The organism is Nocardia yamanashiensis NBRC 100130, assembly GCF_001613325.1.
Taxonomy (GTDB): Bacteria; Actinomycetota; Actinomycetes; order Mycobacteriales; family Mycobacteriaceae; genus Nocardia; species Nocardia yamanashiensis.
On sequence record NZ_BDCD01000058.1, the window covers coordinates 13,094 to 30,188 of the forward strand.

Genomic DNA, 17,095 nt, shown 5'->3' on the forward strand with positions numbered 1-17,095 from the left:
GGAGCACGCGGCGGTTCCCCTCGGCTACGCCGGTCGAGACGGCCGATGCTCGTGCGGCAACGGCGGTAGCGGCCGCGCGTACAGCCAGCTGTCCCACAGCGGCCGCAGCGATCCGGCGCTGTAATGCCCGGCCAGATCGGTGAATTCGTCGGTGGTGACCGAAGCATGCCGATACCGCGCTGTCCATTCCCGCAGCAGATCGAAGAACGCGCGGTCACCGAGTTCCAGGCGCAGGGCGTGCAAGGTCAGCGCGCCCCGCTTGTACACCCGATCGTCGAACATGCGCTCCGGTCCGGGATCGGCGAGCGTGAGGTCCTGGGGGAGCCGCGCCAGCATCTCGTGCGCGGCGCGGGCCTGCCGGTCGGCGCTGGAGCCGCCCGACGCCTCCGACCAGATCCACTCCGCGTAACAGGCGAAGCCCTCGTGCAGCCAGATATCGCGCCAGCGGCGAATGGTGAGACTGTTGCCGAACCACTGGTGCGCCAGCTCGTGCGCGACCAGGCGCTCCGAACCCCGGTGCCCGTCACAGTGATTCGCGCCGAAGGTGGAGATGCCCTGCGCCTCGATGGGGATTTCCAGCTCGTCGTCGGTGACCACCACGGTGTACCCCTCGAACGGGTACGGCCCGAACTTCTCGGTGAACACCTCCATCATGCGCGGCTGCCGGGCGAAATCGTGCTCGAACTCCACCCGCAGCCGCGGCGGCAGAATCGCCTGCATGGGCACCGATCCGCGCGGCGCGTCGATGCGCTGCTTGCGGTACTGGCCGATCTGAATGGTCGCCAGATAGCTGGCCATCGGCTCGGATTGCTCGTACACCCAGGTGGTTTGGCTGGCCTTGGTCTGCTTGCGCACGAGCGTGCCGTTGGCGAGCGCGTAGTACGGCGAATCGGTGGTGATCGAAATGCGGTAGCTGGCTTTGGAACTCGGATGGTCGTCGCACGGGAACCAGGACGCCGCGCCATTGGGCTGACTGGCCACCAGCGCGCCGTCGGTCAATTCCTCCCAGCCGACCTCGCCCCACAGACCGCGAATCGGCTTGGGCGGGCCCGCGTACTGCACAACCATGGCCAGCACGCCGCCCGCCGGGATCCGCTGCTGCGGGGTGATGGTCAGCTTGCCGCGCTGATGGGTGTAGCGCGCCACTTTCACGCCGTTGACGAAGACCTTCGACACCGCCAGGGACTGGGACAGGTCCAGCGCGAACCGATCCCGCACCTCGGTGGTGACCGCGGTGATCTCGGCGCGCCCGGCCAGCCGGTTCGCCGCGACCTTGTACACCAGCTCCAGGTCGTAGCGGGACACCCGGTAGCCGCGGTTCCCGTTCTGGGGCAGGTAGTCGTCGATGGGTGTGTCGGTGCCCTTGCCCGGCATCAGCGGCTCACCTCCGTAGTGGACGGCCAGGGTGCGATGGGATTGCCCCACCAGCGCGTCGACGGCGGCACCGAATCGCCGCGCATGACCAGTGACGCCGGGCCGATGGTCGCGCCCGCGCCGATGCTGGCGGCCGGCAGCGCCACACAGTGCGGGCCCAGGGTGGCGCCCGCGCCGAGGGTCACGGTGTCCATGGCCATGATCCGGTCGTGGAAGAGATGGGTCTGCACCACACACCCCCGCTCCACGGTCGCGCCATCGCCGAGGGTCACCAGGTCGGCCTCCGGCAGCCAATAGGATTCGCACCATACCCCGCGGCCGATCTTGGCGCCGAGTCCGCGCAACCACACGTTCAGTACGGGCGTACCCGTCGCGGCGCGCGCGAACCATGGCGCGGCGACGTGTTCGACGAAGGTGTCGGCGACCTCGTTGCGCCACACGAACGAGCTCCACAGCGGGTGCTCCTCGGCGCGAATCCGGCCCACCAGCAGCCATTTCGCGATGACCGAGGCGGCGCCGGCGACAGCGCCCGCGGCCAGCAGCACCAGGCCGCTGAGCAGGGCGGCGGGCAAGTGACCGAGGGTCTGGGCCAGCCAGGCCAGGGTGAACAGCACGCCCAGGCCGATGCCGAAGGTCACCAGGACGGGGATGAGGCGACAGGTTTCCACGATGGCGCGCGCGACCTTCAGCCGCCACGGCGGGTTGAAAGTGCGTGCGGTGTCGCCGGTCTCGGCGGCGCGGCGCAGGCGGATCGGGGGACTGCCCAGCCACGACGATCCGGCCTTGGCCTTGGACGGGGCGGCCGAAAGCACCGCGACCAGGCCGTTTTTGGGGACGCGGCGGCCGGGGGCGGTCATGCCGGAATTGCCGAGGAACGCGCGCTTGCCGACCTTGGCCTCACCGATGCGCAGCCAGCCGCCGCCCAATTCGTAAGAGGCGACCATGGTGTCGTCGGCCAGGAACGCGCCGTCGGCGACGGTGGTGAACTTGGGCAGCAGCAGCACGGTGGAGGCCTCCACGCTCTTGCCGATCTTCGCGCCGAGCAGCCGCAGCCAGCCCGGGGTGAGCAGGCTGGCGTACAGCGGGAACAGGAAGGTGCGGGCGGAATCCAGGAGGCGTTCGGTGGCCCAGGCCTGCCAGCCCGCGCGGCTGCGCACCGGATGATGGCCTTCCACCAAGCCGATACTGAGCAGGCGCACCAGCGCGATGGTCACCACCGCGTACACGCCGAGGCTGAGCAGCATGGCCACCGGGAGGATGGCGAAAGCGCGGCCGAGACCGGCGGTGAGGGTGGTGGTGTCGCGAATCCACCAGGCGATGAGCGCGCCGCCGGAGCCCAGGCCGAGGATGGGGACGGCGGCCAGCAGCATGGAGGTGACGCCGAAGATGGCGACCCAGTGCGGGGCGCGGTCGGGGGTCCAGGCGGGCCAGCGGTGCTGTGCCTTACCGACTTTCACCGCCGGGGAACCGGCCCATTCCTGCTCCGCCTTGAGCTTGCCCGATACCGCGGAACCGGGGGAGATCTCGGCATTGCGGCCGATCCTGGTGCCGGGCAGCAGGATCGAGCGGGCGCCGACCACCGCGCCGGGGCCGATCACGATCGGGCCGATGTGGACGGTATCGCCGTCGATCCAGTAGCCGGACAGGTCGACCTCGGGTTCGACGCTGCAACCGTCGCCCAGTTCCAGCATGCCGGTCACCGGCGGGAGAGTGTGCAGGTCGACGCCCTTGCCGACGCGTGCGCCGAGCGCCCGGGCGAAAGGGACCATCCAGGGTGCGCCGGACAGATTTTCGGCGCCGCTGGCCTCCGAGAGCCGGACGGCGGCCCAGAGGCGCAGGTGGGTGGAGCCGCCGCGCGGGTGGGTGCCGGGCTCGACGGTGCTGAGCAGCAGCCGGGAACCGGCCACGCACAAGGCCATCCGGCCGGGTGGGGAGATGAAGAGGACGAACGCGAACAGGGTCCACCACCACGACAGGTGCGGCAGCCAGGGTAGGGAGCCGGACCAGGCGGCGATATTGCCGACGATGGCCAGCCAGGTCAGCCATTGCAGACCGGTGAGCGTGGTGAGCGGGATGGTGGCGAGCACCTGGAACAGCTGGGCGGGCAAGGGAACCGGGGCCACGTGCCGTTCCTCGACCGCGACGGTCGGGGCGCTGGCGTCCATGAATGCGGCCAGCGCGCCCAGCCGGGGGTGGTCGTAGAGGTCGGCGACCGCGATGGTGGGTTGGCGTTCGCGCAGCGCCGCCACCAGTTGCGCGGCGGCCAGGGAGCCGCCGCCGAGGTCGAAGAAGTCGGCGTTCGGGTCGGTGACCTCGGCGCCGAGGATCGAATCCCACAGTCCGGCAACCCATTGCTCGGTCGGCGAGAGTCCGGCTTCGGCGGTGGCGGCGACGGCCTTGGGCAGCGGCCACGGCAGGGCGTCGCGATCGACCTTGCCCGAGGTGCGGGTGGGCATGTCCGCGACCACCGCGAGGCGGGGCACCAGGGGAGCCGGAAGCTGTTCGGCGAGAATCGCTCTGGCGGCGGCCAGGTCGTAGCCCGGCTCGGGGCCGGTCAGGTAGCCGACCAGGATCTTGTTGCCCGCCTTGGTGGTCCGGATGGCGGCCGCGGCGGCGGTCACGCCGGGCAGATGCTGGAGCGCATTGTCGATCTCGCCCAGTTCGATTCGCCTGCCGCCCAGTTTGATCTGGTCGTCGGCGCGGCCCAGGAACACCAGGCCCGCGCTGTCGTTGCGCACCAGATCGCCACTGCGATAGGCCCGTTCCCAGCCCACCGACGGCAGCGGCGCGTACTTCTCCGCGTCCTTGGCCGGATCCAGATAACGCGCCAGCCCGACGCCGCCGATCACCAGCTCACCGGATTCGCCCTCGTCCACCGGGTTCCCGGCCGCGTCGATCACGGTGAGATCCCACCCGTCCAGGGGCAGCCCGATCCGGATCGGCCAGGAACCGTCCAGCAGCGCCGCGCACGCGACCACGGTGGCCTCGGTCGGCCCGTAGGTGTTCCACACCTCGCGCTCGGAATCCTGATTCCCCGCGAGGCGTTCGGCCAGCTCCGGCGGCACCGCCTCGCCGCCGAAGATCAGCAGCCGCACCGACTCCAGGGCCTCCGCGGGCCAGGTCGCCGCCAGCGTCGGCACCGTGGACACGATGCTGATCTCCCGTCGCACCAGCCACGGCCCCAGATCCGCCCCGGTCCGCACCAGCGCACGTGGCGCGGGCACCAGGCAGGCCCCGTGCCGCCACGCCAGCCACATCTCCTCGCACGAGGCATCGAACGCCACCGACAAACCGGCCAGCACCCGATCCCCGGGGCCGATCGGCGCACCCTGCAAGAACAGCCGTGCCTCAGCATCCACGAACGCCGCCGCATTGAGATGCGTCACGGCAACACCTTTCGGCGTACCCGTAGACCCGGACGTGAAGATGATCCACGCGTCATCGGCAGTGGTGGGGGAGTTCCGCAGTTCGTGGTCCATAGCGGCAGCACTGTCATCCGCCGCGGTATTCGGCTCGTCCGTGCCGTCCGTGCCGTCCGTGCCGTCCGTGGTTTGCGTGCCGTCCGCGGTGTCCGTGGTGCGCGTGCCGTCCGTGGTTTGCGTGCCGTCCGCGGTGTCCGTGGTCGACGGGTCGGCGGCTTTCGCAGTGGCGGCTTCCGTAGCGGCGGAGGGGGTTTCGATGCCTGCGGCGGTGACGATGGCCGTGACCTTCGCTTCGCCGAAGACCAGGCGGGCACGTTCGTCGGGGTCGTCGGCATCGACGGGGACGTAGGCGGCGCCGGCGTGCAGGACGGCCAGGATCGTGATGTACAACGCGCGGGTGCCCGAGGGCATGCGGACGCCGACGCGGTCGCCGCGGCGGACACCGGCGGCGATCAGGGCGGTGACCACGGTGTCGATCTCGGTGCGGAGTTCGGCGTAGGAGAGGACGAGTTCGCCGTCGTCGATGGCGGGGGCGTCGGGGTAGGCCGCGGCGGTGGCGGCGAGGATGTCGACCAGGGTGCGGGCCGGGGGCGCCAGCGCGGCCCGCAGCAGCGGGGACGCGTCGGGGGTGATGTCGGCCTGCGGTTGCGGCATCGGGTACAGCCCACCTCTCATCGAACGGCCCTGCGTTTCGGCGTTCGTTGTTTCATATGAGGGTTACCAATTGGCAAACATTTGGGTGGCCACCCGCTCACGGTACCCGTGTTTCAGAAGTCGCCTTCGCCCGGTTCCAGGGCGTGTCATGCCAGACTGGGGGCGTGAGCGACCCCGTGAACGATACTGACCAGGAACATAACGGCCATCCCGCGCCGCCCGAACGCGGTGTCGTCATCGGGCGCGGAATACTCTGGCTCGCAAAGTGGTCGGTCTGCCTGGTCGCCATCGCCGCCGCGGGCTGGGTGCTGGACTATCTGCTCGCCAAATTCTGGGTCGCCGTGCTGCCCATGGCTCTGGCCTTGGTGATCTCCACCATTCTGTGGCCGCCCACGCGCTGGCTGACCCAGCACGGGCTACGCCCGGCGCTCGCCGCCTCCATCACCACCCTGGGCCTGCTCGCCATTCTGGCGGGGGTGATCGCGGGCATCGTGCCGTCCGTGGTGGACCAGGCACCGGAGCTGGCCTCGCAATCGACCAAGGGCGTCAATCAGGTTCGCGACTGGTTGCAGGGGCCGCCGCTGAACATTCGCCAGGAGCAATTGGATTCGGCGGTCGACGCCATCGTCAGCCGCGTGCAGTCCAGCGCCGAACGCATCGCCACCGGCGTGTTCACCGGCGTCAGCACCGCCACCTCGGCCATCGTGACCCTGTTCCTGGTGCTCATGCTGGCGTTCTTCTTCGTCAAGGACGGCCCGAAACTGCTCCCGTGGATCCACCGGAACATGGGCAGCGTGAGCGGCCGCCATCTCGAGGAGGTGCTGAACCGGGTGTGGGCGACGCTCGGCGGCTTCATCCGCACCCAGGCGGTGGTCAGCTTGATCGACGCGGTGCTGATCGGCGGCGGCCTGGTGATTCTCGGCGTCCCGCTGGCCGCGGTGCTGACCGTGCTGACCTTCCTCGGCGGCTTCGTGCCCATCGTCGGCGCGTTCGTGGCCGGGGCGCTGGCGGTGCTGGTCGCGCTGGTCACCAAGGGTTTCACCACGGCTTTGATCGTGCTCGCCATCATCATCGTGGTGCAGCAATTGGAAGGCAATGTGCTGCAACCCATCCTGCAGAGCCGCAGCATGCAGTTGCACGCGGTGGTGGTGCTGCTGGCCATCACGGTGGGCGGTTCGCTGTACGGCATCGTGGGCGCGTTCCTGGCCGTGCCGGTGGCCGCGGTGATCGCGGTGGTGTTCCGGTACGTGAGCGAGCAGATCGATCTCGCCACCGCGCCCGCGCCCGTGCCCGGCGACCCGGACCCGGAACCAGACCCTGCCGTCTGATAGGCGCGTGATGCCCAGCGGCTCAACGCAACTGGTCCGGTCGCACCTCTTGGTCCGGTGACCTGCAATCCTTCCGCAAAGGTGGGAGTCCCACCTCCGGTACTGCTAATCTTGCCCCGCCGTCGAGGTACGGCGTTCCGGCGACCCGCTCGCCGGCGCGCCTGCCTCCGAAACCGGCTGTCGGACAAGGATTGTGAGGTTGGCAGTTGACCCAGGGGATGAACACGCAGATGTCCGGGGGATCGGCGACGGGCGGCTGCCCGGTCCGTCACGGTTCGCCGAACTCCGTGGACGGACCCCGAATCCTGCTGGGCACTGAGGAATTCGCCGCCGATCCGCACGCCGCCTACCGGGAGATGCGGCGGCGGTACGGGTCCATGGTGCCCATCGAGCTCGCGCCGGACGTGCCCGCCACCCTGGTCATCGACTACCAGACCGCGCTGCGCATCCTCAACGATCCGGACCATTTCCCGGCCGATCCGCGCGCCTGGCAGCAGACCATCCCGGAGGATTCGCCGGTCCGGCCGATGATGCAGTGGTACCCCAACGCCCTGCGCAATGCCGGGGCCGCGCACGCCCGCTACCGGGGGGCATACACCGCCGCTATCGACGGAATCGACCTGCACGCGGTGCATTCCGCGGTCGAGCGCATCGCCGCCCCGCTCATCGAGTCCTTCGCCGCCGAGGGTTCGGCCGACCTGGTCTCGCAGTACGCGCTGCCGCTGGTGTTCCAGGTGCTCAATGAAATGGTCGGCTGCTCCGCGGAATTGGGGCACCGCGTCGCCACCGGCATGGCCGCGCTGTTCGACACCGTCAATGCCGCCTGGGGTATGCAGACCCTGAGCGAGGCGCTGCTCGAGCTCATCGCGCTGCGCCGCGCCGAACCCGGCGACGACGTGACTTCCCGCATGGCGCACCACTCCTCGAAGCTCAGCGACGAGGAAATGCTCTACCAGCTGGTGAGTTTCTACGGCGCGGGCATCGAGCCCATGCAGAACCTGATCACCAACACGCTGCTGCTCATGCTCACCGACGACCGCTTCGGCGGCGATGTGCTCGGCGGCAGCCTCTCCACCCGTGACGCCCTCGACGAGGTGCTCTTCAACGACCCGCCGATGGCCAACTTCTCCATCAGCTACCCGCGCCAGCCCATCCTGATCGACAATGCCTGGCTGCCCGCGCATCAGCCCGTCATGATCAGCCTGGCGGCCTGCAACAACGATCCGGCCATCGCCGGCGGCGATCGCACCGGCAATCGCTCGCACCTGGCCTGGAGCGCCGGCCCGCACGCCTGCCCCGCCCGCTCGGTGGCCTACGTGGTGGTCCAGAACGCGATCGATCAGCTCCTCGACATCCTGCCCGAGCTGCGGCTGGCGGTGCCCAAGAGCGAGATCTCGTGGCGGCCCGGCCCCTTCCACCGGGCCATGGTGGCGCTGCCGGTCGCCTTCCCCGCAAGCTCCGCGCCAGCCCGCGCGGTATAGAGGAGCGCTACAGATGGAACAGACACCACTCGTACTGGACACCTCCGGTGCGGATATTCAGGGTGAATCGGCTCGAATTCGCGAACGTGGACCCGTCGCGCTGGTCGAGCTGCCCGGCGGGGTGAAAGCGTGGTCGGTCACCGATCAAGCCGTGCTCAAGAGCCTGCTCGCGGACCCGCGCGTATCGAAGGATCCGCGCCAGCACTGGACCGCCTTCCGTAATGGCGAGATCACCGAGACCTGGCCGCTGCTGCCGTGGGTGGTGGCGGAGAACATGTTCACCGCCTACGGGACTGATCACCGCCGCCTGCGCAAACTGGTGTCGCCGGCGTTCACCGCGCGCCGCACCACCGCCATGCGCGAACGCATCGAGAAGATCGTCAGCGATCTGCTCGAGGACCTGGCCGCCACCCCGGCCGGGGAATCCGTGGACCTGCGGCAGCGGTTCGCCTACCCGGTGCCGATCCAGGTGATCAGTGGGCTGATCGGCATTCCCGAACACCTCGACGGGCCGATCCACAAGTGCGTGGACGGGTTCTTCGACGGTTCCTTCACCGCCGAGCAGGCCATGGCCAACTATCTCGAAATGGGCCGGCTGATCGGTGAACTCGTGGCCTACCGCCGCGACAATCCGGGCGACGACATCACCACGGTCATCATCGCCGAGCGCGACGACGACGGGTCGGCGCTGACCGACGCCGAGCTGGTGGACACGCTCATGCTGGTGATCAACGCCGGGCACGAGACCACCGTCAACCTCCTCGATCAGGCCGTGACCGCGCTGCTCACCCATCCCGAACAGCTCAAAGCCGTTGTGGGCGATGAAGTGCCGTGGTCGGACGTGATCGAGGAGACGCTGCGGTATCAGGCTCCGGTCGCGCACCTGCCGCTGCGGTACGCGGTCGAGGATATCGAGATCGCGGGTCAGGTCATTCCGCAGGGCGAGGCGATCCTGGCGTCCTACGCCGGGGCCAGCCGTGATCCGAAGATCCACGGTGACACCACCGACGAGTTCGATATCCGCCGCGCCACCAAGGACCAGCACGTGGCGTTCGGGCACGGCGCGCACCACTGCATCGGCGCACCGCTGGCCCGCCTGGAGGCCGCCATCGCGCTGCCCGCGCTGTTCGCCAAGTTCCCGAATCTGCGATTCGCCACGGACGCGGCCGAATTGAGCCCCATCGGCAGCTTCATCTCCAACGGTCACACCGCGCTGCCGGTGTACCTGGACGCGGCGGAGTAGCCCGGCGGCGGGTGCCGGTCGGCCGAATCGACCGGCGCCCGTGCGCTACAGCGGGGCCGCCGACCACCAGTGATCGAAGAGGTCGCGGCCGGAATGGTCGCCGACCACATTGAGCGTGCAGTTCTTGCGGGGACCGTCGTCGAACTCGGCCAGCAGCTGGCCGGTGAGACCACCGCCGCCGATGGCGGGCAGCTCGTGCACGATCACCCGGCCCTGTCCGGAAGCGCGCTGCCAGTGTTCGTCGAGAATGATCGTTCGGTCCGGCACCGGGCCGAAGTCCAGTTCGCCCTTGGCATCGCAGCGCACCACCAGGCGCGAGACCGGGTTGCGATCGCCGTTGCAGGACAGGGTGTTCGTGGAGTCCCGCGATTCGGTCACGGCGATCGGTTTCAGGTCCTCGTCCACCGAGAGGCAGCGCAGGCCCTGGAAGCCGCTTCCGGACACGGTCGCGGGGAGCAGTCCGGGAAATGCCTTCACGATGAATTCGTGTGCGCCCCAGGAATCCGGCGCGAGCGCGGTCGACGATGCGGCCGGGCCGGCGGTGGGCTCGGCCGATGCTCCGTGGTGGAGCCGGAGTGCGTAGATGCCCGCGCCCGCAGCGAGCGCGACGGTCGCGGTGATCGCGAGCGCGACCGTGAGCCGATGCGCAGACCGCCGGGTACGCGGTGGTGGTGCGCTGCCGGTGAGCAGCGCCGCGGCGGCGGCATCCGCCAGCGCGCCGCAACTGTCGTACCGGCGGCCGGGGTCCTTGGCCAGCGCCGTGGCGATCACGGCGTCGATCGCGGCGGGCAGGGCCGTGACGGTCGCGCTCGGCCGCGGCGGCGGGTCCTCGAGGTGGGCGCGGATCACCCCTTCGGCCGTCGGGCGCGGGTAAGGCGGTGTGCCGGTGAGCAGTTCGTGGAGCGTGCACCCCAGCGCGTAGACATCGACGCGCTGATCGGCCGGTGCTCCGGTGAGCTGTTCGGGGGCCGCGTAGGCGAGGGTCGCGAGCACCGAACCGGCCTGGGTGAGCACGGTCGAGTTCGCCGCACCGCGGGCGATGCCGAAATCGGTGATCGCCACCCGATCGGGTTGTCCGGGAATGGTTTCCAGCAGGATATTGGCGGGTTTGACGTCCCGGTGCACCATGCCGGCGCGATGGGCGTGATCCAGGCCCCGCGCCACCGCGGCGATGACGTGCACGGCCCGCTCGGCCGGCACCGGCCCGCCGGTGCGGAGCAGCGCGGCGGCGTCGGTGCCGGCCACGAACCGCATGGCGATCCACAACCGGTCGTCTTCGATGCCCCGATCGTGGACGCCGACAATGTTCGGATGCTCCAGCCGCGCAACCAGTTCCGCCTCGCGGACGAAGCGGGACCGGAACTCCGGATCCGAACTGTGCTGCGCCGACAGCACTTTCAGCGCGTCCAGGCGTGGCAGCCGCGGATGCGCGGCCGCGTACACGGTGCCCATGCCGCCGCTGCCGAGCACCCGCTCGATCCGGTAGCCCGCGAAAAGCGTTCCTGGAGACAGGATCCCGGGCGCGCTAGACACCGTTCACCAGCAACAGGTATTGCGCGGCGGCGCGCTGCTGGGCCTCGGTGAGATTGCGGCCCACACTGGTGGCCGAATAGCGCTCGAACAGCACATGGCAGTGGAATTGGACCGGCCACGCCGGGGTCTCGATGTCGTACGCGGCGCAGTAGGCGTCCGGGACGCCTTTGGGCGCGGTCGCGGTCTTGCCGGGCGATTCCTGGGCTTTGCGCATGTCCCTGCCGAACCCGCGGCGGGCGGCGACCGCGTCCGGATAACGCTCCAGATAGTTGTATCCGTTGGTGGCGAGGCGTTCGACCGCCGGGTCGAGGTCGTAGTTCTTCATCAGCTGGGTGGCGCGCGGGCCGAACACCACACCGCTGGGCGTGATGGTCGTGCTCCAGCCGGCCAGGTCGTCGGTATCGGGGACGATGACCGTGGGCACCGGCCAGACGCCGGGACCGTGGGGCAGCAGCCGGGCCAGCATGCCGTCCTCGTCGAGGGGCAGTTCCGCCAGTCGCTGCGGCGGAGTGGGCGCGAAGGCGCGCAGCCGGGGGATCTGGAGGTCGAAGGCCTTGCGGATCAGCCCGGTCAGGACGGCCTGATCGGGTGCGGTGTGCTCGGCCAGCACGGTGATGACGAACGAGTCGTGGGCGACGGTTCCGGCCATCGTCGGGGCGCTCGGCCGCCAATGTCCGTACGCCCCGGGATAATCGGCGAACCGCGCCGCGACATTGTCGGTGCTCATGGCGGCATCGGTGGCATCCAGCTGCCGGGCCGCCAGCCGGGCCTGTTCGGCGTCCGGGAACCGCAGCAGCAGGACCGTGAGCAGGCGCACGGAGCCGACGGCCAGCTCGTCGATCTCCACCTCGCTGCCGGTGATCGTGTATCCGGCCAGCATGGAATGGGATTCGAGTACCTTGCGGACCGGACCGGCCAGGACCCCGACCGCTTTGAGCGGACTCGGCACCGGCCCGGTGCGTTTGGCCACGCCCTTGGACAGCGTCGCATCCACTTCGGCCGGGTCGATGATGGCCTCGCCCATCCGCACCGATTCCAGGATCCGCCCGTACTTCTCGTTGCCCGCGGGCGGTGTCGGCGGGCGGATGTCATTGCCGCCGATGTCGAACGCCGACCGGTCGGGGACGGCCGCGATCGGATCGCCCGGGCGGGTGCAGCCGCTCGCCGCGATCAGCGCCGCGCCGAGCACCGCCGCGGCGCGCAGCAACGTCGTGCGCGAAATCATCGGTACCCCTTGCTATATCGGTGCATCGAGCCACCAGCGGTCGCGCAGTTCGGTACCGGTTTCCGCGCCGATGACCCGCAGGCGGCAGAAATTGCGATCGGAGCCGTCGAAGCTCACTTCGAGCTTGCCGAGCGTCTTTCCCTCGGACGTGGTGTAGTTGCCCCAGCGCACACGTCCGGTGCCGGACGGGCGGGACCACGACTCCTCGCCCTCGAGCCGCGCGATGGTCACCGCCTCCGTCAGCGGGGTGCGATCGTTGTTGCAGGTCGCGGTGAGCAGGATGACGGGATCCAAGTCGCCGGCGCACATCACCGCGGCCTTGGGCACCACCTCGTCCAGGGAGATGTAGTTGTCCTTCTGCGAGGCGTCCATGTGCATGCACAGGTTGAGGTCTTTGTATCCGGGTGCGGTGGGTGCGACCGGCAGGAGCCCGGGGAAGGTCCCGGCGATGAGCGCGGCTTTGCCCCAGGCGTCGGCATTGATCACCGTCCGGGGATCCCGCGCCGGGGCCGGATCCCCGGATCCGCCGGCGATGGCGAGCGAAACGGCCACGGCGACAGTCGCCAGCATCGCCACACCGGTCAGCACGAGTCCCCGGCGGCCGATGCGCGGGGCCGGTCGCTCATCGTCCGGTTCCGCGAGCGCCGCCCGCGCCGCGGCCGCCAGTTCGCCGCAGCTTTCGTAGCGGCCAGCCGGATCCTTGGCCAGCGCCTTGGCCACGACGGCATCCAATTGCGCTGGTACGGCGGGGTTTTGCCGAGACGGAAGCGGTGGTGTCTCGAGCAGGTGGGCGTACATGACCGCGGCCGGGCTGTCGCGTGGAAACGGCACCGACCCGGTGAGCAGATGGTGCAGGGTGCAGCCGAGGGCGTACACATCGGCGCGATGGTCGACCGTCTCGCCACTGATCTGCTCGGGTGCGGCGTAGGCCAGGGTCGCGGTGAATCCGCCGTCCTCGGTGGGGTTCTCGTCCTCGTCGGCGGTGCGGGCGATGCCGAAGTCGGTGACCAGCACGCGATCCAGCGGGCTGTCCGGTTCCGCGGCGAGCAGGATATTGGCCGGTTTCACATCCAGATGCAGCAGCCCGACCCGGTGAATCTCGTCGAGACCCTGTGCGGCCTCGGACAGGATCCGGATCGCCCGCTCGACCGGGAGTTCGGATCCCGCACCAGCGATCAGTGCGGCCGCGTCCATGCCGTCGACGTACTGCATGGCGATCCAGAGCCGGCCCTCGTGCTCGCCGCGGTCGCGCACCGCGACGACATTGGGATGGTGCAGCCGGACCGCGACCTCGGCCTCGCGCAGGAAACGCACCCGGAATTCCTCATTGCCGGCGTGCTTGTCCGAGAGCACCTTCAGCGCGTCCCGGCGGGGCAGGCGTGGGTGCCGCGCCAGGTACACCTCGCCCATACCGCCGGCGCCGAGCCGCTTCTCGACCCGGTAACCGGCGAATTCCGGGTAGTCGTCGTGAATCTCAGAAGGGGGCATTCGGCCACCACCGATCGTGCAGATCCTGTCCCGACTTCCCGCCGATGACCGCGACCTGGCAGAAGTTGCGGGTGGATTCCTCGAATTCGAGGCCGACGACGCCGGTACGGCCGTCGCGCTCGTCGACGTCCAGCCAGTTCACCCGGCCACGACCGGAGGTTCGCGTCCAGCGCTCGTCGCCGATCGGATGTTCGTCGGTCAGGTAGTACGGGGTTCGATTGGTCGAGCACCGGATATCGATATTCCGCACCGGGTTCTCGTCCCCGGTGCAGAGTATGCGCCCGATGGTGTCCGGCAGCTTCTTCAGATCGGTGGCCTGGCCTTTCTCGTCGACCGCGGCGCACCGGATGCCCTGATAGCCGGTGGATACCGGCGTGGCGGGCAGCAGGGTGGGCAGGGCCTCGACCATGAATCGGTATTGGCCCCAGGTCACGCCGCCGGTGGTGGTCGCGGGCTGCGCCACTGCTCCGTTCGAATCGCGTTGCAGGGCAACGGTTGCCGTTATCGCCGCGACCACGACCAGGATGCCCGCGATGACTGCCGCGAGGCGTGCGCGCCGAGGGGCCGGCAGCTTGATTTTCGGCCGCCGGATCGTGGCTCGCCGCACGGGTGGGGCGGTGACCTGCTGTTGTGCCGGTTCCGCGCGAGTCGCTGCCGCCTGCGGGATGCGCAGCGGCTGGATCGCCGGCAGCGTCGGCTCGACCTCGTGGCCGAACGCGCTCGCCACCGCCGCGGCCAGGGCCCCGCACGTGGAATAGCGCTCGTCGGGGTCTTTGGCCATTGCCCGGGCGATGACCGCGTCGATCGCCGGTGGCAGTTCGGGACGCAGTTCGTGCGCCGACGGCGGCGGTTCGTCCAAGTGCGCCCGCATGAGCGCGACCATCGAGGCGCGCGGGAAGGGTTTGCGGCCGGTCAGCAGTTCGAAGAGCGTGCAGCCCAGTGCGTAGATGTCGGCTCGGTGATCGACGCGCTGTTCGGTGAGCGTTTCCGGGGCGGTGTAGGCCAGCGTTCCCACCACCGTGCCCACGTCGGTCAGCGCGGTCCCTTCGCCGGCCGCCCGGGCGATGCCGAAATCGGCCACCAGTACGCGTCCGTCGTCGCCGGATTCGATCAGGAGGTTCGCCGGTTTCACATCGCGATGCAGCAGCCCCACGTGGTGGGCTTCGTCCAGACCCTGGGCTGCCTCGCGGAGAAGCGTGATCACGCGCTCGGTGGGCAGCGGGCCCTCGGCGCGCAGCAGCCGGTCGGCATCGACGCCGTCGACGAATTCCATGGCGATCCAGAGCCGGTCGCCCTCGGCCCCGCGGTCGTGCACGGCCACGATATGGCGATGCTCGAGCTGGGCCGCCAGTTCGGCCTCCCGCAGGAAACGGGCCCGGAACTCCGCGGCCGCGGCGAAACTCGGCGGCAGCACCTTGAGCGCGTCCCAGCGCGGCAGCCGCGGATGCCGCGCCAGATACACCGCGCCCATGCCGCCGGCGCCGAGCCGCCGTTCGATCCGGTAGCCCGCGAATACCGTTCCGGGGGTGAGGGTTTCGTCCATCGGCCCTACTCGCTGTTCACCAGCAGCGCGTACTGCGCCGCGGTGCGTTGCCGCACATCGTCGTAATCCCGGCTGGCGATCTCCGCCAGGTAGCGGCCGTGCACGAGCACGCACATGAACTTGGTCATCGATTCCAGCGAATTCTTCAGGTGCTCGCTGCAACTGACGTCCGGCAGCCCGGCCGGTGCGGGTACCAGCTGGCTCACGCCCTCGGTCACCCGACTGCGGATGGCGGCGAAGTGCTTGTGCGCCGCGGCCGCGTCGGCGAACCGGGCCAGCATGTCGAATCGATTGAGCGCCAGCAATTCGAAGGGCTCCGGGCCCACGTACAGGTCGGCGCCACGCGGGCCGTAGACGATCCCGCGCACCTGTAACAGGGTGTCCCACCCGGCATTGCCGTCGCGTTCGCCGAGGATCACCTGCGGGTACGGCCAGCGGCCGGGCGCTTCGGGAACCATGCGGCCCAGCATGCCGTCGCGATCGAGCGCGAGCTCGGTGAAACGGTCCGCGGGCGTCGGGGCGAACTCGCGCAGCAGCGGAATCTGCGTGTCGAACGCCTTGCCCGCCAAGGTCGCCAGGGCGGTGCCATCGGGGGTGCGCTCGCCCGCGAGCACGCTGATGACGAACACGTCGTGGGCGGTGGTGGCCGCCAAGGTCGGCACGGCCGGACGCCAGTGCGCGCGGGCGGACGCGTGCCCCGGAATCGCGACAGCCGCATTGTCCGGACTCACCGCGAAGTCCACGGCATCCATTTCCTGCGCGGCCTGTTGTGCCGCAACGGAATCCGGGAAGCGCAGCACCACGATCTGCAAAATCCGGCCCGCGCCGACGGTACCGCGCCGGGCGGCGACCGTGTCGGTGCCGCCCACCGTGAAACCGGCCAGCATGCCGCGCTTCTCCAAGACCGCGGCCACCGGATTCGCCAGCAGGCCCGCGGCTTTCGCCGGTGTCGGCAGCGGCACCGCGCGGGTGCCGCCGAGCGGAATGGTCAGGGCCGGGTCCACCGCCTCCGGGTCCGCCATGGCCTCGGCCATCCGGACCGATTCGAGCACCCGGCCCTGGCTCTCGGTGACGGCCGCCGGCGCGAGGATCGGATAGCGGCTGAACGAGCCCACATCGAGCGCGGCCGGATCGGGTCCGGGTGCGGGGCGGCCGGACATCGCGCACCCCGACAGCGCCAGCACGACCGTGATCGCGAGTATCCGCAGCGTTCTCACAGCGGCGCCTCCGTCCACCAGCGGGTGCGCAGCGTGGCTCCGGAATCGGCGCCGGTGACGACGATGTAGCAGAAATTGCGATCCGGCTGGTCGAAGTACACGCGGAGGTAGCCGGTGAGCTTGAGCTCGTAGCCCAGGTACGTTCCCCAGTGCAGGTGCCCGGTGCCCGAGGGGCGGGTCCAGCGCTCGTCGCCTTCGGCTCGGTCGAAGGTCGGCGGCGGGGCGATGGGCGAGCGGTCGGCATTGCAGGTCAGATGAATGGTGACCGCCGGTTCGCGATTGCCGGTGCAGGCGATCCGCCCGACCGGCGTGAACACGTCGATGGGCCGGATCCGCAGATCCTCGCCGACGGCGATACAGCTGTACATCTCCTGATATCCGACGCCGAACTGCGACGCGGGCAGCAGCTCCGGAAACGCTTGCGCGACATAGGTGTAGGCGCCCCACGACACCGAATCCACGCTCGTCTGCGGCCCGAGCGAAGTCCAGTTCGGTGCGTGCGGCGCGGGGTCGTCACGGCCGAACGCGACCGTCAGCGCCATCGCGGACACGAAGACCGCGGCCAGCGCCGTCCCGATCAGCGCGCG

The 17,095-nt window shown here is 69.8% G+C and carries 11 protein-coding genes; 3 read left to right on the plus strand and 8 right to left on the minus strand.

Annotated elements, in window-relative coordinates; translation table 11 throughout:
* Positions 1 to 24 precede the first annotated feature (24 nt).
* Positions 25 to 1,374, minus strand: coding sequence for a M1 family metallopeptidase (locus tag NY1_RS40850; protein ID WP_067723340.1), 1,350 nt, complete (start codon positions 1,372 to 1,374; stop codon positions 25 to 27).
* Positions 1,374 to 5,450, minus strand: a complete 4,077-nt coding sequence (locus NY1_RS40855; RefSeq protein WP_084536315.1) for a Pls/PosA family non-ribosomal peptide synthetase — start codon at positions 5,448 to 5,450, stop codon at positions 1,374 to 1,376. Before NY1_RS40855 ends, NY1_RS40850 begins: the two co-directional genes overlap by 1 nt.
* 164 nt (positions 5,451 to 5,614) lie before the next feature.
* On the opposite strand from NY1_RS40855, the gene NY1_RS40860 reads away from it, so the two are divergent.
* The 3 genes from NY1_RS40860 (at position 5,615) to NY1_RS40870 (ending at position 9,502) form a co-directional block, all read left to right on the plus strand.
* A complete protein-coding gene (locus NY1_RS40860) occupies positions 5,615 to 6,778 on the plus strand; it encodes an AI-2E family transporter (RefSeq protein WP_233039471.1) in 1,164 nt (387 codons plus the stop codon).
* Between the two features lie 218 nt (positions 6,779 to 6,996).
* Complete coding sequence (locus NY1_RS40865) at positions 6,997 to 8,259, plus strand: cytochrome P450 family protein (protein ID WP_067723328.1); 1,263 nt, start codon at positions 6,997 to 6,999, stop codon at positions 8,257 to 8,259.
* Between the two features lie 13 nt (positions 8,260 to 8,272).
* Positions 8,273 to 9,502, plus strand: coding sequence for a cytochrome P450 family protein (locus tag NY1_RS40870; RefSeq protein WP_067723330.1), 1,230 nt, complete (start codon positions 8,273 to 8,275; stop codon positions 9,500 to 9,502).
* Between the two features lie 45 nt (positions 9,503 to 9,547).
* Here NY1_RS40870 and NY1_RS40875 read toward each other — a convergent pair whose 3' ends face one another.
* The 6 genes from NY1_RS40875 to NY1_RS43975 all read right to left on the minus strand — a co-directional run.
* Complete coding sequence (locus tag NY1_RS40875) at positions 9,548 to 11,035, minus strand: serine/threonine-protein kinase (RefSeq protein ID WP_233434704.1); 1,488 nt, start codon at positions 11,033 to 11,035, stop codon at positions 9,548 to 9,550.
* Entirely contained in the window at positions 11,028 to 12,260 is a 1,233-nt protein-coding gene (locus tag NY1_RS40880) for a DUF7373 family lipoprotein (protein ID WP_067723332.1), read from the minus strand. The genes NY1_RS40875 and NY1_RS40880 overlap by 8 nt, the downstream gene beginning before the upstream one ends.
* A 12-nt stretch (positions 12,261 to 12,272) precedes the next feature.
* Entirely contained in the window at positions 12,273 to 13,748 is a 1,476-nt protein-coding gene (locus NY1_RS40885) for a serine/threonine-protein kinase (protein ID WP_067723334.1), read from the minus strand.
* On the minus strand, positions 13,735 to 15,291 hold the full coding sequence (locus NY1_RS40890; protein ID WP_067723336.1) for a serine/threonine-protein kinase: 1,557 nt from the start codon (positions 15,289 to 15,291) through the stop codon (positions 13,735 to 13,737). The genes NY1_RS40885 and NY1_RS40890 overlap by 14 nt, the downstream gene beginning before the upstream one ends.
* 5 nt (positions 15,292 to 15,296) lie before the next feature.
* Positions 15,297 to 16,508, minus strand: coding sequence for a DUF7373 family lipoprotein (locus NY1_RS40895; RefSeq protein WP_157762833.1), 1,212 nt, complete (start codon positions 16,506 to 16,508; stop codon positions 15,297 to 15,299).
* Positions 16,505 to 17,095 (minus strand): hypothetical protein (locus tag NY1_RS43975; RefSeq protein WP_169815488.1); only part of this gene is annotated, 591 nt, incomplete at its 5' end. The genes NY1_RS43975 and NY1_RS40895, both read right to left, overlap by 4 nt.